The sequence below is a fragment of the Mycobacterium sp. genome, from assembly GCF_035633495.1.
In the GTDB taxonomy this organism is placed as follows: domain Bacteria; phylum Actinomycetota; class Actinomycetes; order Mycobacteriales; family Mycobacteriaceae; genus Mycobacterium.
Genome location: NZ_DASQEU010000024.1, coordinates 1 through 18,759 on the forward strand (window position 1 = coordinate 1; position 18,759 = coordinate 18,759).

At 65.2% G+C, this 18,759-nt stretch carries 17 protein-coding genes and 1 pseudogene; 8 read left to right on the forward strand and 10 right to left on the reverse strand.

Going from position 1 to position 18,759, the window contains the following annotated elements:
* The 3 genes from nrdF to VET27_RS04675 all read right to left on the reverse strand — a co-directional run.
* On the reverse strand, window positions 1–896 hold an 896-nt coding region (nrdF, locus tag VET27_RS04665; protein ID WP_526515623.1), incomplete at its 3' end, for a class 1b ribonucleoside-diphosphate reductase subunit beta.
* Between the two features lie 123 nt (window positions 897–1,019).
* Window positions 1,020–2,525, reverse strand: a complete 1,506-nt coding sequence (locus tag VET27_RS04670) for a flavin-containing monooxygenase (RefSeq protein ID WP_526515625.1) — start codon at window positions 2,523–2,525, stop codon at window positions 1,020–1,022.
* 36 nt (window positions 2,526–2,561) lie between these two features.
* Window positions 2,562–3,302: a TetR/AcrR family transcriptional regulator gene (locus tag VET27_RS04675; RefSeq protein ID WP_526515627.1), complete on the reverse strand. Its 741-nt coding sequence runs from the start codon at window positions 3,300–3,302 to the stop codon at window positions 2,562–2,564.
* Window positions 3,303–3,469: 167 nt separating this feature from the next.
* Between VET27_RS04675 and VET27_RS04680 the strand changes: the two genes are divergently transcribed.
* The 4 genes from VET27_RS04680 (at window position 3,470) to VET27_RS04695 (ending at window position 5,644) form a co-directional block, all read left to right on the forward strand.
* Window positions 3,470–4,654: an NAD(P)/FAD-dependent oxidoreductase gene (locus tag VET27_RS04680; RefSeq protein ID WP_526515629.1), complete on the forward strand. Its 1,185-nt coding sequence runs from the start codon at window positions 3,470–3,472 to the stop codon at window positions 4,652–4,654.
* A gap of 85 nt (window positions 4,655–4,739) precedes the next feature.
* Window positions 4,740–4,862 carry a hypothetical protein gene (locus VET27_RS04685; RefSeq protein WP_526515631.1) on the forward strand — a complete coding sequence of 41 codons (123 nt, stop codon included), beginning with the start codon at window positions 4,740–4,742 and terminating at the stop codon, window positions 4,860–4,862.
* A gap of 105 nt (window positions 4,863–4,967) precedes the next feature.
* On the forward strand, window positions 4,968–5,210 hold the full coding sequence (locus VET27_RS04690) for a hypothetical protein (RefSeq protein WP_526515633.1): 243 nt from the start codon (window positions 4,968–4,970) through the stop codon (window positions 5,208–5,210).
* Window positions 5,211–5,314: 104 nt separating this feature from the next.
* Window positions 5,315–5,644, forward strand: coding sequence for a hypothetical protein (locus tag VET27_RS04695; RefSeq protein WP_526515635.1), 330 nt, complete (start codon window positions 5,315–5,317; stop codon window positions 5,642–5,644).
* Window positions 5,645–5,647: 3 nt separating this feature from the next.
* Here VET27_RS04695 and VET27_RS04700 read toward each other — a convergent pair whose 3' ends face one another.
* Both VET27_RS04700 and sulP read right to left on the reverse strand, forming a co-directional pair.
* Window positions 5,648–6,481, reverse strand: coding sequence for a GNAT family N-acetyltransferase (locus tag VET27_RS04700; RefSeq protein WP_526515637.1), 834 nt, complete (start codon window positions 6,479–6,481; stop codon window positions 5,648–5,650).
* A 609-nt stretch (window positions 6,482–7,090) separates the two neighbouring features.
* On the reverse strand, window positions 7,091–8,767 hold the full coding sequence (sulP, locus tag VET27_RS04705) for a sulfate permease (RefSeq protein WP_526515639.1): 1,677 nt from the start codon (window positions 8,765–8,767) through the stop codon (window positions 7,091–7,093).
* A 419-nt stretch (window positions 8,768–9,186) separates the two neighbouring features.
* Between sulP and VET27_RS04710 the strand changes: the two are divergent.
* Window positions 9,187–9,417 (forward strand): annotated as a pseudogene (locus VET27_RS04710) (hypothetical protein); the annotation flags it as partial.
* 60 nt (window positions 9,418–9,477) lie between these two features.
* Here VET27_RS04710 and VET27_RS04715 read toward each other — a convergent pair.
* From VET27_RS04715 to VET27_RS04735, 5 genes are all read right to left on the reverse strand, one after another.
* A protein-coding gene (locus tag VET27_RS04715; protein WP_526515641.1) for an IS3 family transposase occupies window positions 9,478–10,613 on the reverse strand; the annotation gives its coding sequence in 2 pieces (ribosomal slippage) (window positions 9,478–10,232 and window positions 10,232–10,613; 1,137 coding nt in all).
* Window positions 10,614–10,692: 79 nt separating this feature from the next.
* Window positions 10,693–14,085, reverse strand: a complete 3,393-nt coding sequence (gene nrdE / locus VET27_RS04720; protein WP_526515643.1) for a class 1b ribonucleoside-diphosphate reductase subunit alpha — start codon at window positions 14,083–14,085, stop codon at window positions 10,693–10,695.
* On the reverse strand, window positions 14,055–14,498 hold the full coding sequence (nrdI, locus tag VET27_RS04725) for a class Ib ribonucleoside-diphosphate reductase assembly flavoprotein NrdI (RefSeq protein WP_526515645.1): 444 nt from the start codon (window positions 14,496–14,498) through the stop codon (window positions 14,055–14,057). The genes nrdE and nrdI overlap by 31 nt, the downstream gene beginning before the upstream one ends.
* A gap of 31 nt (window positions 14,499–14,529) precedes the next feature.
* Window positions 14,530–14,772, reverse strand: a complete 243-nt coding sequence (locus VET27_RS04730) for a redoxin NrdH (RefSeq protein ID WP_526515647.1) — start codon at window positions 14,770–14,772, stop codon at window positions 14,530–14,532.
* 432 nt (window positions 14,773–15,204) lie between these two features.
* Window positions 15,205–15,747 carry an NADPH-dependent FMN reductase gene (locus VET27_RS04735; protein WP_526515649.1) on the reverse strand — a complete coding sequence of 181 codons (543 nt, stop codon included), beginning with the start codon at window positions 15,745–15,747 and terminating at the stop codon, window positions 15,205–15,207.
* A gap of 93 nt (window positions 15,748–15,840) precedes the next feature.
* Between VET27_RS04735 and VET27_RS04740 the strand changes: the two genes are divergently transcribed.
* From VET27_RS04740 to VET27_RS04750, 3 genes are all read left to right on the forward strand, one after another.
* Complete coding sequence (locus tag VET27_RS04740) at window positions 15,841–16,449, forward strand: TetR/AcrR family transcriptional regulator (RefSeq protein ID WP_526515651.1); 609 nt, start codon at window positions 15,841–15,843, stop codon at window positions 16,447–16,449.
* 69 nt (window positions 16,450–16,518) lie between these two features.
* Entirely contained in the window at window positions 16,519–17,574 is a 1,056-nt protein-coding gene (locus VET27_RS04745; protein ID WP_526515653.1) for a DNA polymerase IV, read from the forward strand.
* 10 nt (window positions 17,575–17,584) lie between these two features.
* Complete coding sequence (locus tag VET27_RS04750; protein WP_526515655.1) at window positions 17,585–18,745, forward strand: AAA family ATPase; 1,161 nt, start codon at window positions 17,585–17,587, stop codon at window positions 18,743–18,745.
* The last annotated feature ends 14 nt before the right edge of the window (window positions 18,746–18,759 follow it).

Sequence of the window (18,759 nt, forward strand, 5' to 3'; positions counted from 1 at the left end):
GAGAAGAAGTCGTGGTTCTCGTCGGCGTTGGGGCTCAATGCCGACAGGATCGCCGGGTTGACGTCGGTCTCGTCCTTGGGGAAAAGCGCCTCGTACCCGAGGTTCATCAGGGCCTTGTTCGCGTTGTACCGCAGGAACTTCTTGACGTCCTCGGTCAGGCCAACCTCGTCGTAGAGGTCCTGGGTGTATTCGACCTCGTTATCGTAGAGCTCGAACAGCAACTCGTACGTGTAGTCCTTCATCTCGGCCTTGCGGGCCTCGTCCGCCTGCGCCAGACCCTTCTGGAACTTGTAGCCGATGTAGTAGCCGTGCACGGCCTCGTCGCGGATGATCAGCCGGATCATGTCGGCGGTGTTGGTGAGCTTGGCGCGGCTGCTCCAGTACATCGGCAGGTAGAAGCCCGAGTAGAACAGGAAGCTCTCCAGCAGCGTCGAGGCCACCTTGCGCTTCAGCGGATCGTCACCCTTGTAGAAGTTCATGACGATCTCGGCCTTGCGCTGCAGGTTGGGGTTCTCCTCCGACCAGCGGAACGCCTCGTCGATCTCCACGGTCGAGCACAGCGTGGAGAAGATGTTGCTGTAGCTCTTGGCGTGCACCGACTCCATGAACGCGATGTTGGTGTACACCGCCTCCTCGTGCGGCGTGATCGCATCCGGGATCAGGCTGACGGCGCCGACGGTGCCCTGGATGGTGTCCAGAAGCGTCAGGCCGGTGAAGACCCGCATGGTCAGCTGCTTCTCGTGGGCGTTCAGCGTGCCCCAGGACGGAATGTCGTTGGACACCGGCACCTTCTCCGGCAACCAGAAGTTGCCGGTCAGACGCTCCCAGACCTCGGCGTCCTTCTCGTCGTGAATGCGGTTCCAGTTGATGGCCGAGACTCGGTCGATCAGCTTCATTCCCTCGGACACCTTTGACCCCAATTCAGAACGTGACGAGTATCTGCTCTGACACTACAACTGGGGTACGACGACGCGCTGCAACACAACAACTTGTGTTGGCGTGTCGTGTCGCCGACACCCTCACCGACCGCTGAACTCGTACTCATCGGCCTTGAATCGGCGGGTCGCCAACCAGTACTGCCAGGTCATGCCGCCCCACAGGACCCGGTTGACGCCGTGGGAGTCCATGTACCAGCTCCGGCAACCTCCGGTGTTCCACACCGTCTTGGCGAGATCGTCCTGCAGCTCGCCGTTGAAGTCGGCCTGTGCGCTGCGGGTGGGCGCCACCGCCTGGGCGCGCGCCTTGTCGACGGCGGCGATCGCCTGCGCCACGTACCGGATCTGAGACTCGATCATGAACACCACCGAGTTGTGGCCGAGGCCGGTGTTCGGACCGAGCAGGAAGAACAGGTTGGGCATGTCGGCGACGGCGACGCCCCGGTGCGCCTCGACGCCGTTGCGGTTCCAACGGTCCACGAGATCCTCTCCACCGGAACCCTTGATGTCGACGTAGGAGTACGAATCGGTGACGTGGAACCCCGTCGCGAACACCACCACGTCGACCGGATGCTCAACACCGTCGCCGGTGACGATGCCGTCGCGCGTCATCCGCACGATGGGTTCGGTGATCACCTGGGTCTTGGGGTTCGCGATGCCGCGATAGTAGGTGTCGGAGTTGAGGATTCGCTTGCAGCCGGCCCGATAGTTCGGCGTCAGCTTGCGGCGCAACGCCTTGTCCTTGACGGCGCGGCGGATGTTCCACTTGCCCAGCCAGGCACCGACTCTGAGCAACTCGGGCTGCTTCGTCATCCCGAAGCCCACCACCTCGTGCATCCAGTAGATGCCCACCCGCATCGCGGCCCTGGTGCCGGGCACGTCGGTGAACGTCCGCCGGACCCACTTTGGCAGCGCGTTGTTCGGCCGCGGCATCACCCACGGTGGCGTGCGTTGGTACACCTGAAGTTCGGCGACGTCCTTGACGATCTCGGGCACCAACTGGATGGCGCTGGCACCGGTGCCGATGACGGCGACCCGCTTGCCGGTGATGTCCAGGGAGTGGTCCCACTGCGCCGAGTGGAAGGACGCGCCGGCGAAGTCGTCGCGCCCCTCGATGTCGGGGATCAGCGGGATGTGCAGTGCGCCGGCACCCGAGATGAGGAACTGCGTGACGTACTCCTGCCCGCCCTCGGTGAAGACGTGCCACCGCATCTCCGCGTCGTCCCAGTACGCGCGGTTGACGTGCGAGTTGAAGCGGACGTACCGACGCAGTCCGTACTTTTCGGTGACGCCCTTCAAGTAGTCGAAGATCTCGGGTTGGAGTGACCACATGTGGCTCCAGTCGGGCTTCGGCTCGAAGGAGAACGAGTACATGTGCGAGGGGATGTCGCAGGCGCAGCCGGGGTAGGTGTTGTCACGCCAGGTGCCGCCGATCTCGTCGGCCTTCTCGAGGATCACGAAGTCGACGCCCTGCTTCTGCAGCGCGATGCCCATGCCGAGGCCGGAGAATCCGGTACCGATGATGACGGCGCGGGTGCGGACGGGGTTCTTCTGCGCCGACACGGCGCCTGCCTCTTCGGCAATGGTCATGGCGACAACGATACCTGGGAACGCGGGTACCGGATATCAGGCCACGGATTCGCGGCGGCGAACCCCCTCGTGGAGGGGCAGTTCGGGGTCGATCTTGATGCCCAGCAGCTCACAGGTGCCGTTGATCGCGCCCAACATGATCGTCGTCATGTGCGCGATGAACTCCTCCGGCGGCATCCGCCGGGGGCTGTCGGCGCCGGGGCCGAGCCACCATTCCGTGGCAGCCGCGGCGGAACCGAACGTCGTGAACGCGGCCAGCTCGATCGCCGCGCCGTCGAGTTCCATCTCGCGGAGCTCGTCGTTGAACATGGCGGCCATCGCCAGCGTGATGTCACGCCCCTCGTTGAGTGCCCGCATCGTCGACTCGCTCTGTTCGGCGAAGCGGCCCTGAATCAGGAACCGGCACACGTTGGGATGTTCGTCGACCATGTACACGTACTGCTCGACGCTGCGCCGGATCACCTCGCGAGCGGGGTCGGCCGACACGTTGATGGCCGGGAAGATGGCCGCCCACAGCATGTCTCGCAGCCGTTCGCCGATCGCCTGGAACAGGTCGGACTTGTCGGTGAAGTGCCGGTAGATCTTCGGCTTCGCCGTGCCCGCCTCCTCGGCGATCTCACGAAGGGAGAGCTCGGGGCCGAGGTGGTCGATGGCGCGGAAGGCGGCGTCGACGATCTCGGCGCGCACCTTCTTGCGATGCTCGCGCCAACGCTCGCTGCGCGCATCGACCTTCACGCCGGGTTGGGTCCCCGGATGGGGCCGAGACGGTCTGCGCACGGACTCACTGTACCGGCTGAGAGGTGCTGACCTGCCAAGACCGCGCCGGGACCGCCGAGCCGACGGCCCAGCCGAGTAGGACATTCGTCACCGTGCTCGACAGAGGCCCTCATCGGGCGCGGGTACCATTTCCTCCGGATATACCCCAGCTACACGAGACGAGACTCATGACGCAGCGTTACGACCTGGTGATTGCCGGCGGAGGGCCTTCCGGCGCCGCCGCAGCATGGCAGGCAGCGCTGACGGGCGCCAAGGTAGTCGTCCTGGACAAGGCCGAGTTCCCCCGCGACAAGCCGTGCGGCGACGGACTGACGGCCCGTGCGGTCAGCTACCTGCAGAAGATGGGCCTCGCCGAAGAGGTCGACAAGTTCCACCGGGTCAACCGGGTGACGGTGTACAGCCCCTCGCAGTGGGAGTTGTCCTTTCCGACCCGCCCCGGGATGCCGAACCACGGGTACGTCGCACCCCGCCCCCAGCTGGACACCCTGCTGCTCAAGCACGCCGAGGCCGCAGGTGCCGAGATCCGGCAGTCGTGCGAGGTGACGGGCCCCGAACTCGACGCCAACGGTCGCGTCGTCGGCGTCGTCCTCAAGAGCGGCGAGAAGGTCCTCGGTGACGCCGTCATCGCGGCCGACGGGGCGTACTCCCCCATCAAGCGGGCCTTGAAGATCGACTCGGAGTACAACGGCTACTCGGCGATCGCGATTCGCGCGGAGATGCCCGCCAACAAGCCGGACTCCGACTCGCTGGACATCTACCTCAACCTGAAGTTCCAGGGCGACCAGCTGCCGGGCTACGCGTGGGTGTTCCCGTTCGGTGGCGGGCGCATCAACATCGGCCTGGGTTACGTCAACAGCTACAAGAACTGGCAGCAGATCAACGCAACCCAGTTCATGGGCGAGTTCATGCGTACGCTGCCGCGCGAATGGGACCTGCCGCCCATCGAGGAGTTGAAGAAGGACAAGCTGGTGCGGGCCTGGCGGTTGCCGATGGGCTTCACCGCGTGGCCGCCGTGGCGTCCCGGTGTGCTCTTCACCGGTGACTCGCTCGGCGCGGGCAAGCCGGCGTCGGGCGCGGGCATCTCCAAGGCGCTCGAGTCGGGCCTCGCCGCTGGCGAGTGCGCGATCGCGGCGCTGCTCAATGGCGGGCCGGACGACTTCACCAACTACGCCCAGCGCATGGAAGCCGCCTGGGGTAAGGAGTACCGGCGCGGCCGCTACTTCCACAAGCTCGCGGGCATCCCCGCCGTGGCGAACAGCGGCATCAAGTTGATCGACAACGCGTTCTTCCGGGACCGCATGCTCAAGGCGCTGTACAAGAAGGAACAGGGTCCGCAGCACAAGGTGAAATAGGTCGCCCGAACCCACCGCCACGCCCACTGTCTTACCCGCTGTGCGATTTCGTTCGCGACTCGCCGCTAAGAGCGTATGAGAACGCATGACCACCACGCGTTGGCGTGACGATGTGCCAGCGTTTCTTCGCAGAATGTTCGGCGTCGGCAAGCTGCCCGAAGAACTGCGCTCTCAACTCGAATCCGAGGGCGTGACGATCTCGGCGTGAATCTCGCGGTGATCCGCCGATTCAGCGGGTCGGTCCCCGGCTTGCACTCCAGCGCCTCTATCTCGCGAACGTCCGGGGCCGCTTGTCTTCACCTCGCAGCGCGTCGTGGCGACATTGGGAATTCGGTCCGATCCGGCGGCCCGGGCCGTCGACTGCCGCTGGGACGCCACCGAACCCAGGCCGATGAAGATCGACATAGGTGCTGACGGCCTGACACTCGACCTGGACGTCCATTGGGTGGACCGCAGCTTTCAAGGTCAACTGTCACTGCACTACAAGCACGACATCCCGGCCGAATTCGTCTGCCGCGCGCTCGGAGTCCGCGTGCCGAAGACGCCAAGACAGTAGTGCCGGGCGCAACCAGTCCGCAGAAAAGTGTCGTGTCTGGCCGCTTCGATCACTCCTACCCGTGAACGCCCCGCACCGAGAGGCGACACACGTAGGAGGACGCCATGTCCATCGTTCGACTCACCCACCGGATCCTGGCCTCGACCGCCATTGCGGCAGGACTCGCGCTCGGCCTCGCCGCCGGCGCCACTGCACAGCCCGTCTCCAGTAACGACGAGGACGACTTTCTGCAATGCGTCGTCGACCATCAAGACACCGACGGAATCGGTATCTGCTGCGTCGTCTACGGCGGGGATTACGACGAGCAGTCCGGCGAGTGCTTCATCGGCCCGGCTACGCCGGCTCCGACGTCGACGACCACCCGCCCTGCCAAGAAGCCCGTGCTGACGAACGTCTCGCGGCCGTTTCCTGTGGCAGTCGGCCGCCGGGCCTAGCCGTCACCCGGCGAACGCGTGCTGCACACTCTCGGCGACGGGCTCGAAGCCGATTCTCCGGTAGATACGGTTCGACACCGGGTTGGCGTTGTCGGCGAACAACACCACGTCGCGAGCGCCGTTGCGCTGGGCGTGCCGCACCGCCTCGGCGGTCACCGCTGCGCCGTAGCCGTGGCCTCTGCTCTCGGGCGGTGTGTAGACCGGACCGATCCGCGACATCCCGAGCAGACAGCCGTGGACCCGCGCCATCGCGACCGGTGTTCCGTCCACGGTCCACAGCACGACGTGCCCGCCGGCGTCGGCGATGCCGGTGACCAGTCCCCGGCTCGCCTCGGGGTTCGACGCGGACTCGAACGCCTCGACGAAGAACGCGTCGAGCCACCCGACGAGCAACTCGGAGTCCTCGTCTTGGGCAAGCCCCGGTTCGCCGACGACTCCACTGGGCGGGACCAGCTCGCCGAGGCGGTACAGCGTCTCCTCGAACGACGTCGAGGTGTTCGCACCCGTGGCCTCGGTCCATGCTCGACTGAAAGTCTCTGCGGTAGCAGGTGTTCCGCGCACGGCGGGCAGGTCGGCCCGCACCGGCGCGAGCGCTGCCGCCACTTCCTTCGCCAACGTGGGTGGCAGCCCGTTGACCAGAAGCACCGCATCCCGCATCTGCAGCGCCGCGCCGACGGCGCCATCGCAATCGAAGGCCGCCAACAGGAGTTGATCGGTGGGCCACCGCGAGGTGCGCAAAGTGGTGAGTTCGGTGGTGAACCGCACCGGATCCCGGCGGTAGACCCAGCGTGCAACCGGGCCGAAGCCATCAGGCGACGCGTATAGGTGAACGTTCACGCCTTCGAGACTGAACGACCCGGCCGCCGAATTCCACTGATTTTCCGGCGGCCGGACGTGGCGCTACTGGCGAGTCCCCGTTACTGAGTCCAGTCCGTTTTAGAGTGTTTTAGAGTCGGGTTGTTTGGTTTCGGATTCAGTTGATCTGGCAGGGCCGAATGCCGGTGGTGGCGGTGGCTGCGCTCGTGTTTGAAGTCCCTGATGACCACCCGAGCCTCGAAAAGCTCTGTGCTGCAACCTAATATGTATCTAACTCCGAACGATCAGCTCGCACCCTCGGCGCCATTGGGAAGCCGGCTCATCCGGCGATCCCGGCGCCATGTGTTCCGCATCGGTTCGGGCCTACCGCCTGCCCAGGCGGGCCCAGGCAGGCTCGAGGTCTGAGCGGCGTTGGCCGCGGCCTGTACCGAGGTGTTGTCGCGGCTGAGGTGCACGCGCAGATCCGGGCCGGCGCCGCCAGTGCGGTCACACGATGTGCAGACGCGGGTCGGGGCCGTCGTCGTCTCGGATAGGTGCCTTACGCTTCTGGCCTTCGTCCGTCACTTTCTCCGCGCTGGCGATCGTCCACTCCAGCCGACGCCGGGGCGTCGACGCTAAGCGGCGAGCGGGCTACCGGTTGCGGAACGCGTCGACCGCGGTGGGCAGGGTCGCGAAGATCCGGTCCTCGCCCACCCGGCCAAGGAATCCCGCAACCTCCAGATCATCCCGCAGGTCTTGTTTGACCCGCGCCATCGCGAACACGATTCCGCGCCGGTTCAGATCGCGGCGCAACTGCTCCAGGGCATCGACGGCGGTCAGATCGGGGTCGACATTGGCTTCGGCGTTGAGCACGAACCATTCGACCGGGCCGGGACTCTGATCGACGGCCGCGATCGCCCGCTCACGGAAGTTCTCGGCGTTGGCGAAGAACAACGGTGCGTCGTAGCGGTACACGACAAGTCCCGGCACCGGCACCGCGTCCGAGTAGTCGTCGACGTCGTGCATGCCCGCCAATCCCGGGACGTAGCCGAGCACGCCGTCATGCGGACGGGCCACGCGGCGCAACAGGTCGAGAATCGACAGCGCTATCGCCACTAGAACCCCGTAAAGCACGCCGATGCCCAGTACCGCCGCGGTGGTGGCCAACGCCAGAAGCAGCTCGCTTCGGCGGAAACGGGCCAGGCGGGCGAACTCACCGATGTCGATGAGCCGCCACGCGGCATAGATGACCAGCGCCCCCAGCGCCGGCATCGGAAAGTGCTCCAGCACTCCGCGTCCGCCGAACATGATCAGCACCACGGAGGCCAGCATGACCAGCGAATACACCTGGGTGCGGCTGCCAACGGTGTCACCGAGTGCGGTGCGGCTGCCGCTGGAACTGACCGGAAAACCCTGTGTGACGCCGGCAGTCAGGTTGCACAGGCCCAGCGCCCGCAGTTCGGCGTTGACGTCGATGTTCTGACGCTTGCGCGCGGCGAAGGTACGCGCCGTCAGCGTGTTGTCGGAGAACGCCACCATGGCCACCCCGACCGCGGGAATCAGCAGGGCGGTCAGGTCGGCCCCGCTGACTCCCGGCAGCCCGGGCGCCGGCAACCCGGCCGGGATGTCGCCGACGACGCGAATCCCCTTCTCATCCAGCGCAAACAGCGCCACCGCCGCGGCCGCCGCCAGGACCGCGAACAGCGCACCCGGGAAGCGCGGAAACAGCCGGTTGGCCACGAGCAACAGCGTCAGCACCCCGGCCGACAGCGCGAGGGTCGGCGGGTGCCACTCCCTGACGTGCGCGGCGAAGGAGCGCACCTGCTCGACGAACTCCTCACCGCTGACCGGCACGCCGGTGACCTTGCCGAGCTGGCCACCGATCATGATGACCGCCACGCCGGTCATATAGCCGACCAGGACGGGACGGGACAACAGGTCGGCTAGAAATCCCAACCGGCACAGGCCGGCGACCAGGCAGATCCCGCCGACCAGCAGCGCCAGCACGGCGGCCATCGCCGCGTAGCGGCCGGGATCCCCGACGACCAGCGGGGCCAGGGCGCTCGCCGTCATCAGCGCGGTGGTGGACTCGGGTCCGACCGAAAGCTGCCTCGACGAGCCCAGCAGCGCGTACACCGCCATCGGCGCCAGCGACGCCCACAACCCGGCCACCGGCGGTAGACCGGCAACGGTGGCATAGGCCATCACCTGGGGCACCAGGTAGGCGGCCACGGTGATTCCGGCCATCACGTCGCCGCCCAGCCACCGGCGGCGGTAGTGCCGCAGCGTGACCAGGCCGGGAGTCCACGCCGACGCGATCGATGTCATCACCGGTGATTGTGCACCGGACATGCAGAGCCCTCGTCACCCGGGCGTCGTGATGATGGCGCGCCGACGTCGCCGCCAGGCCCGGATCACCGCTGTGCCCACGGCAAACACACCCAGGGTCAGCACCCATGGCCACGCGCTGAGTGACGACAATCGTCAGCAAATGGCTTTCGGGTAGGCGTTTCGCACGCCCACGTGATACGGGCAACTCTCAACCTGTGGTTGAGATTTGTGACTCTGAACTGCAGTTGTTCTGAGCCGATGACGGGAATCGAACCCGCGTATTCAGCTTGGGAAAAGTAATGTCTTGTTCACTACGGGCCAACCGGCTCAACTGGAGCGCCTCTCAGGCGCCGATCCGCTCGTATGCATCCACGAGTCGACCTTGTCTGAGCGAGTCCTAGCCAAGGGATGCGGTCATGAGTACCACCCTTATCGGCGGAAAGCCGGAAACCAACGACCACCGGAGCGGCGAGATCGACGCGATCGTCGACACCGCCGCGATCGCGGACGGAGAGTTTCGCAGGCTCAACCAGGAGCAGGTCGACCGGATCGTCGAGGCGATGGTGCGCGCCGGGGTCCGCGCGGCGGCCGAGCTGGCGAGCGTGGCGATCGAGGAGACCGGTTTCGGTGTTTTCGAGTGGCGAGTCCCCGTTACTGAGTCCACCCGGAGTTAGAGTTGAATTAGAGTCGGGTTCGTTGTACCGGATTCAGTTGATCTCGCAGGCCACCGGGGTGTGGGTGTGCCGGCATCCGGCAGCGTACTCGGCCGGCGTTCGGCCCAGCGCTGAATGCCGGTGTCGGTGATTATGTTCGTGCTTGAAATCACCGATCACCACCCGGGCTTCGAGCAGGGTGTTCCAGTGGTTGCGGTTGAGGCACTCCTTCCGTAGCCGGTTGTTAAACGATTCGATGTACCCGTTATTCCACGGCGTAACGGGCGGGATGTAGGACGTGCCGACCTTGCCGTCGCAAAACTGTTGCAGCGCTTGAGAAATGAACTCCGGACCATAATCCATCCGCAGCACCTTCGGCGGACCGCCAGCAGCGGCGAACACCGTGTCAAGCTCGGTCACGAGCCGTTCGGCGGTGATCGATCTCTCGACCATGTGCAGCAGTGACTCGCGAGTGTGTTCGTCGATCACCGAGGCGGTCTTGATCGCTTTGCCATCGATGGTGGAGTCGAACTGGAAGTCGATCGCCCACACCACGTTCGGGGCGTCGGCCTCCATCGGCGGGATCGACGACACCCCGGCCCGCTTCCGAGGCGAGACAACCTTCACCTGGAGTCCTTCTTCGCGCCACAGCCGGTGGATCTTGTTGACCTCGCGGCGCTCGTCGTAGCGCAACGCCGCCCAGGCACGCCGGAACCCATGACACGGGTGTTTGGTGGCATAGGAGCGCAGCCAGGCCCGCATGTCGGCATCGGGATCGGCCGGGGTCTGTGCGAGCGGGAGGCGTCGGTGGTGAAGCGGGTAAGCCCAACCGCCATGCACGCCAACCGTTCCGACATGCTCAACGTGTCCTTGAGCATGTCCACGGCGCGGCGCTTGGCGGCTGGGCTCAGAATTTTTCCCTTCGCTACCTCCCGCAGCGCGTCTTTGACCAGTTCGGCCTCGGCCAGCAGCCGTTTGAGGCGGGCGTTCTGCTCGCGCAGCTCCTTGAGTTCTTCGGCGGCGTCGGTGTCCATCCCGCCGTAAGCGCGGCGCCAGTTGTACAGCGTGGCCGCCGAGACACCGAGTTCGGCGGCGATCTCCTCACCGGTCTTACCTGCCGCGGTCAGCTCATCGGCACGCCGCAGCTTGCGCACGATGTCCTCCGCGGAATGCCGCTTCCGGCCAGCCATCTATTCATCGTCCCTTCCAGCCCGACATCGGGCCACGAGACTCCAAATCAAGCTGGACTCATTCAGCGGGAACACGTCACTACAGCATGCAGCTGACGCAGCCCTCGACTTCTGTTCCCTCCAAGGCCATTTGGCGCAGGCGGATGTAGTACAGCGTCTTGATGCCCTTGCGCCACGCGTAGATCTGCGCCTTGTTGACGTCACGCGTGCTGGCGGTGTCCTTGAAGAACAGCGTCAGGCTCAACCCCTGATCCACGTGCTGGGTGGCCGCGGCGTAGGTGTCGATGATCTTCTCGTAACCGATCTCGTACGCGTCCTGGTAGTACTCCAGGTTCTCGTTCGTCAGGTACGGCGCCGGGTAGTAGACGCGGCCGATCTTGCCTTCCTTGCGGATCTCGATCTTGCTGGCCACCGGGTGGATCGAGCTGGTCGAGTAGTTGATGTAGGAGATCGACCCCGTCGGCGGGACGGCCTGCAGGTTCTGGTTATAGATCCCGTGCGTCTGCACCGAGTCCTTCAACCGCACCCAATCCTCCTGGGTCGGAATGCGAATTCCCGCCTCGGAGAACAGCTCGCGGACCCGCGCGGTAGCAGGCTCCCACGGCTGCTCGGTGTACTTGTCGAAGAACTCGCCCGACTTGTACTTCGAGCGTTCGAAGCCCCCGAACGCCCTGCCGCGTTCGATCGCGATGCGATTGCTCGCCCGCAGTGCGTGGTAGAGCACCGTGTAGAAGTACATGTTGGTGAAGTCGACGCCCTCTTCGGAGCCGTAGAGGATCCGCTCGCGCGCGAGGTATCCGTGCAGGTTCATCTGCCCGAGGCCGATCGCGTGAGAGTCGTTGTTGCCCTGCTCGATCGACGGCACCGACCAGATGTGGGTCTGATCGCTCACGGCGGTCAGCGCGCGGATGGACACCTCGATGGTCTGCGCGAAGTCCGGCGAGTCCATGGCCTTGGCGATGTTGAGCGAGCCGAGGTTGCAGGAGATGTCCTTGCCCACCTTGGCGTAGGTCAGGTCCTCGTTGAACAGCGACGGCGTCGACACCTGCAGGATCTCGGAGCACAGGTTGCTGTGCGTGATCTTGCCCTCGATGGGGTTGGCCCGGTTCACCGTGTCCTCGTACATGATGTACGGGTAGCCGGACTCGAACTGCAGCTCGGCCAGCGTCTGGAAGAACTCGCGCGCCTTGATCTTGGTCTTGCGGATGCGCGCGTCGTCGACCATCTCGTAGTACTTCTCGGTCACCGAGATGTCGGCGAACGGGATGCCGTGGACACGCTCGACGTCGTACGGCGAGAACAGGTACATGTCCTCGTTGCGCTTCGCGAGCTCGAACGTGATGTCGGGGATGACCACACCGAGGCTGAGGGTCTTGATGCGGATCTTCTCGTCGGCGTTCTCACGCTTGGTGTCGAGGAACCGGTAGATGTCGGGGTGGTGCGCATGCAGGTAGACCGCACCCGCACCCTGCCTGGCGCCGAGCTGGTTGGCGTAGGAGAACGAGTCCTCCAGCAGCTTCATGATCGGGATGACGCCCGAGGACTGGTTCTCGATGTTCTTGATCGGGGCGCCGTGCTCGCGAATGTTGCTCAGCAGCAACGCGACTCCGCCACCGCGCTTGGACAGCTGCAGCGCCGAGTTGATGGAGCGCCCGATGGACTCCATGTTGTCCTCGATGCGTAGCAGGAAGCAGTTGTGCACGACCGTGCCGCGAATCGTGTACGTATGCGTGCCCTCGACGTGAAGGTTGTACACCTTCTCCGGAGTTTCCTGCGTAGGCGTCGCTTCGCGGATTCCGTACACATGGCGACCATGCACGACCTGGTATGTCCTGCGGGACGAACCCTTTCGGCCTACGTAGTTGTGCAGGTTCTTGCCGACATCGAAGATGAACTCCTCGTTCGTGCCGGGCAATCCAGGCACGAAGACCTGTCCCGTCACGTTGCCTGCCCGATTGACGTAATCGCGAACGGTGGAAACGATCCCCAGCCGACGAAGAAGCAGCTGTACCTGATCGATCAACTCCGGATTCACGAGGTCGAGCATCATCCCGCCGGTGGTGCTGCACCCGTCCCCGCGGAACAACCCGGCCAGCAGTCCACGCTGGAATTCTTCATCGGCTGTGAGGGCATCATGGGACAGCCGCTTGAAGCGGTATCCGGTTCCAACCATGGAGAGCATCAGTGACGACACGGTCCTGCTGTTGCACACCATGCGGACCGATTGGTCCGAAACGCTCTCGTGGACGGCCAGGTCGGCGGCGAACACCCGCTTGAAGGCTGTTGCCAACTCTTGCTGGTATGCGAGTTCGTGTGCGCCGAGCGTGAAGTGAATGCCATTGGGCATCAGTCCGTCTGAACCCGCCCTCTTGGAAACGTAACCTTCGGATACGTACCAGCCCAGGATGAGCCCCAGGTCGTACGATTCTTCGACATAGCGGTTCACCGAAACGAAGCTCATCCGATGACGCTGTTTGCTGCGGTGCTTCAAGTCCGAGTTCACCTTGCGGATCAGGCCGTCCACGTCTTCGTGAACACCTGGGCCGACGTGCAACATCAAGTCATAGACGCGCCGCTCGCGCCGCTCCAACGGTGCTGCAGTCACGATGAAGTCTGTGGGTTGAATATCTTTGGCAGCTAGCCATACGAATCCATTGAACGGATCGGCGCCATCGCCTTCGATGAGAGTCTCGACCTCACGCGTCGTCCACACCAGAATTGGATGCTCCGGTGTGCATCGGATCGGCTCTCTGTGCCCGAAGTGTGAGATGGACACCAGAGCTTGCTCATTGGGGTTCTCAACGACGTCTTCCACGAAGGAATAGGACCCGTCGTGCGAGAGCACCCGGTCACCCGCCTGCAGCGTCTCGATCGCCTTTGGGCCCTCGGGGGTATCCACTGGAGTTCCGGCTGGGAAGCAGCTGACCGGCTCGCCGCGCTGCTTCTTGCCCGAGTTGAGGAACGTCGGGGTGGCCGGCTGGAACCGTCCGTCGATGATCTCGTCGACCAGCTTCTCGGCCAGCATGGTGTCACCGGCGGCCAGGGTGAGCGACACCATCACCACACGGTCCTCGAAGCGCTCGAGGTAGCGCTTCCCGTCGAACGTCTTCAGCGTGTAGGACGTGTAGTACTTGAACGCTCCGAGGAACGTCGGGAAGCGGAACTTCTTGGCATACGCGCGATCCAGCAGCGTCTTGACGAAGTTGCGCGAGTACTGGTCGAGCACCTCGCGCTCGTAGTAGTTCTCCTTGACCAGGTAGTCGAGCTTCTCGTCCTGGTTGTGGAAGAACACCGTGTTCTGGTTGACGTGCTGCAGGAAATACTGGTTCGCCGCTTCCCGGTCCTTGTCGAACTGGATCTTGCCGTCGGCGTCGTACAGATTGAGCATCGCGTTCAGCGCGTGGTAATCCGTCTCCCCGGGCAACGCGTGGGGTCCGGCGGTTACAGGTTCTGCAGTGACGGTTGGGGACACGTCTGGTCCTTCCAGAAGTCGGTGAGGCCCGCACGGACGGCGAAGACGTCGTCCGTGGTGCCCATCAGTTCGAAGCGGTAGAGGAACGGAACGCCGCACTTGCGGGAGACGACGACCCCCGCGTAGCCGAATTCGGCGCCGAAGTTGGTATTGCCCGCGGCGATCACGCCGCGGATCAACGCCCGGTTGTGTTCGTTGTTGAGGAAGGCGATCACCTGCTTGGGGACGTAGCCCCCGCGGTCGGGATCGGGACCGTTGGCGTGCCCACCGCCGTAGGTGGGTAGCACCAGCACGTAGGGCTCATCGACTTCGATGCGTTCGCGCAGCGGAATTCTGGTGGCGGGCATCTCGAGCTTCTCGACGAAGCGGTGGGTGTTCTCCGAGACGCTGGAGAAGTAGACGAGCTTGCTCATCACATTCCCCCTTCTGCCCGCCCGATACCCCTTATGCCGTGACCGCGACCGCTCCGAACAGCGACTTGATCCGGTCCGGCCGGAAGCCCGACCAGTGGTCGTTGCCCGCCACGACGACGGGCGCCTGCAGGTAACCCAGCGCCATGACGTAGTCACGCGCCTCGGCGTCCAGGCTGATGTCGACCTTCTCGTAGGCAATGCCCTGCTTGTCGAGCGCCTTGTAGGTGGCGTTGCACTGCACGCACGCGGGCTTGGTGTAGACGGTGACTGTCATCTTCGGCACGGCTCCTCTGCGAGAACTGGTCTGACTGGCTACTGCTATCCCCTGAAGTTCAGCAGCCCGCAGACCCGTGAAATTCCTGCCGTCCGAAGCTGCTCGACCAGCGGTTGGTTGACCCGACCCGCCGGATTCGAGAGTTCCGGCCGACCTCCGAAATCTGGGGCCTGTCGGTCTGCAAGACACTACACCTAGTGTCCGACAATCAGAAGAGATACAAGATGTTCTGAACGACATTGATGAAATTCCCTGGTCGTAAGCCCTGAGCCTTGTTCAGAGCGGCGTGTCGCACGTCACAGACGCCACCTGTCGCACTGTGCAATCTGGTCTACCACCGGCCACCGACAGGCTTCTCGAGACGCCCGTCGGCAGCAAAGCCGCCGACGGACCCCCCGTCGGGGCTCGTCGGCGGCTTTGCGGCGGGTGGGGTCAGCCGAGCTCGGCGACCAGCTTGCCGACCACGTCGCGGACCTGCTGAACCACGTCGGCGTTCTCTCGCGGGTGCTTGCCGTCGAAGACCTTGGCGGGCACCGAGAGCTTCACGTCCTCGATCACCCGTGGGCCGGCGATGCCGAACGACTTGCGCGTCTCGTCGTGCGCCCACACGCCGCCGTACTGGCCGAGCGCCGAGCCGACGACCGCCAACGGCTTGCCCTTGAGCGCTCCGTCGCCGAAGGGCCGCGACAACCAGTCGATCGCGTTCTTCAGCACTCCGGGGATGCTGCCGTTGTACTCCGGCGTCACGACCAGCGCGGCGTCCGCTTCTGCCGCGGCCAGGCGCAGCGCCTGCACGGACTCGGCGACTCCTTCGCCGTCGACGTCCTCGTTGTAGAAAGGCAGCTCGCCCAGCCGGTCGAAGAGCTGCAGCGACACGCCTGCCGGCGCCGACTCAGCGGCCACTTCGGCCAGTTGGCGGTTCACCGACGCCGCGCGCAGACTGCCCACGAGTACTAGAATCTTTACGTCCGCCATGTTTCCTCGGCCCTTTCGGTCAGTTCGTTCCGATCCTCGCACAGGATAACCGGACCTCGGTCCGATTCATTCCGGCTGAGCTAAAGTGCAGGCATGAGCGTTGGTGACGGGCTGGTCGGGCTGCCGGTCACCGATTCTGCACCGACGGAGCGTGGCGACGCCGCGCGCAACCGCGTCCTGCTTCTAGCGGCCGCCCGTCGGCTGATCGACGAGCACGGCGCAGACACCGTGACGATGGACGACGTCGCCGCCGCCGCAGGGGTCGGCAAGGGCACCCTGTTCCGACGCTTCGGCAGCCGCGCCGGTCTCATGATCGTGCTCCTCGACGAGGACGAGAAGGCCGAACAGCAGGCGTTCATGTTCGGGCCCCCACCGCTGGGGCCTGGCGCGCCGCCGCTGGCGCGACTGCTGGCCTACGGCCGCGAGCGCTTGCGGTTCACCTGGGATCACCGCGTTTTGCTCTCGGACGCCAACAGCGATCCGCAGACGCGGTTCAACGCGCCCGCCACTCTGCACCGCACCCACGTCCGGATGCTGCTCGAGACCGCGGGCACGACGGGTGATCTCGACGCGCAGACCGATGCGCTACTGGCACTGCTCGACGCCCACCACGTCGTCCATCAGGTCAACGATCTGGGCCGCAGCCTCGAGCAGCAGGGCGACGCGTGGGAAAGCTTGGCGCGCAAGCTCTGTGGTCGATGAGCGCTCGCGCGAAGAGCAGAGGGCACCAGTGAGCGCTCGCGCGAAGAGCAGACGGGTCGGCTAGACGCCATGTGGGTGCTGCACGTCGACCTAGACCAGTTCCTCGCGTCGGTCGAACTGCGACGGCGCCCCGAACTCGTCGGCCTGCCGGTCATCGTCGGCGGGAACGGCGATCCGGGCGAACCTCGCAAGGTGGTGACGTGCGCGTCCTACGAAGCGCGTGAATTCGGCGTGCATGCGGGCATGCCGCTGCGCGCAGCCGCCCGCAAGTGCCCCGAGGCGACCTTCCTCCCGTCGGATCCCGCCGCCTACGACGAGGCGTCCGAACAGGTGATGGGATTGCTTCGAGATCTCGGCCATCCCCTCGAGGTGTGGGGCTGGGACGAGGCGTACCTCGGCGCCGCCGTAGCGGATCCGTACGAACTGGCCGAGCGCATCCGCCACGTCGTCGAAGCCGAGACGGGACTCTCGTGCTCGGTGGGCATCAGCGACAACAAACAGCGAGCCAAGGTGGCGACCGGATTCGGCAAGCCGGCCGGCGTCTACCGACTGACCGACGACAACTGGATGACGGTCATGGGCGACCGCGGCGTCGATGCGCTCTGGGGCGTAGGCCCCAAGACCGCCAAACGGCTTGCCGGCCTTGGCATCACCACCGTCGCCGACCTTGCCGCCACCGATGCCGAGGTACTCGTCTCGAGGTTCGGACCGACGACGGGGTTGTGGATTCTGTTGCTGGCCAAGGGCGGCGGGGACGGAGAAGTCAGTGCCGAACCGTGGGTGCCCAGGTCGCGTAGTCACGTCGTCACCTTTCCCGAAGATCTCACCGAGCGAGCCGAGATGGACACGGCGATCGTCGACCTTGCTCGCCAGACGCTCGACGAGGTCGTCGCGCAGGGCCGCACGGTGACCCGCGTTGCCGTGACCGTGCGCACCAACACGTTCTTCACCAGGACCAAGATTCGCAAGCTCGGTGTCGCGAGCACCGACGAGTCGGTCGTCGTCGACACCGCGCTGTCGGTCTTCGATAAGTTCGAGCTGGATCGTCCGGTGCGACTTCTCGGCGTCCGTCTCGAACTGGCCATGCCGCCCGCGGCTGCCCCGGCTGTCGTCGAGGGCACCTAGCCTCGAGCACATGTTGCACACCGTCGCGATCCGCGGTTACCGATCGATGCGCGAGGTCGTCGTTCCGCTCACGGGTCTCACCGTCGTCACGGGCGCCAACGGGACGGGCAAGTCGTCGGTGTATCGGGCGCTGCGACTCCTCTCCGACTGCGGTCGCGGCGAGGTGATCGGTTCATTGGCCCGCGAGGGCGGCCTGGAGTCGGTGTTGTGGGCGGGTCCCGAACACGTCGGCGGGGCGCGCCGCACCGGACGGAGCGAGGGCACCACGCGCACTCGACCGGTGTCACTCGAACTCGGTTTCGCCTCAGACGATTTCGGCTACCTGATCGATCTCGGCCTGCCGCAGGACGCAGGTCACCGCTCGTTCTTCGCCCGTGATCCGGAGATCAAGCGCGAAGCGGTGTTCGCGGGTCCACGGTTGCGGCCGAGCTCGACGTTGGTCAGCCGGGTCCGCGACTACGCCGAGGTCGCGGCCGAATCCGGCCGCGGATTCGACGAGCTCACAAGGTCCCTACCCGCCTACCGCAGCGTCCTCGCGGAGTACGCGCACCCCGGCGCACTGCCCGAGCTCGCCTCCGTTCGAGATCGACTGCGCGACTGGCGGTTCTACGACGGGTTCCGGGTCGACCCCGACGCACCGGCGCGTCGGCCTCGCGTCGGCACACGCACTCCGGTGCTGTCCGACGACGGCAGCGATCTGGCCGCCGCCGTCCAGACGATCGTCGAGGCCGGGTTCGACGACCTGCCACGAGCCGTCGCCGACGCCTTCGACGGAGCCGAGGTGTCGGTCGCGGTGCAAGACGGTCTCTTCGAGTTGCAGCTGCACCAACGTGGCATGCTGAGGCCGCTCCGCGCCGCCGAGTTGTCCGACGGCACCTTGCGATTCCTCCTGTGGGGTGCGGCGCTCCTCAGCCCGAGGCCGCCGTCGCTGATGGTGCTCAACGAACCCGAGACGTCCCTGCACCCCGACCTGGTGACACCGCTTGCGGCGATGATCCGCGCGGCCGCAGCAGGCACTCAAGTCGTGGTCGTCACGCATTCACGCGCGATGCGCGAGCATCTCGACACCGACGATTCCGGCGAGATCGAGCTCTACAAGGAGTGGGGCGAGACCCGGGTCGCCGACCAGACGATGCTCACCGCGCCTCAATGGGACTGGGGCAAGCGCTGACCGACGCGCTGGGG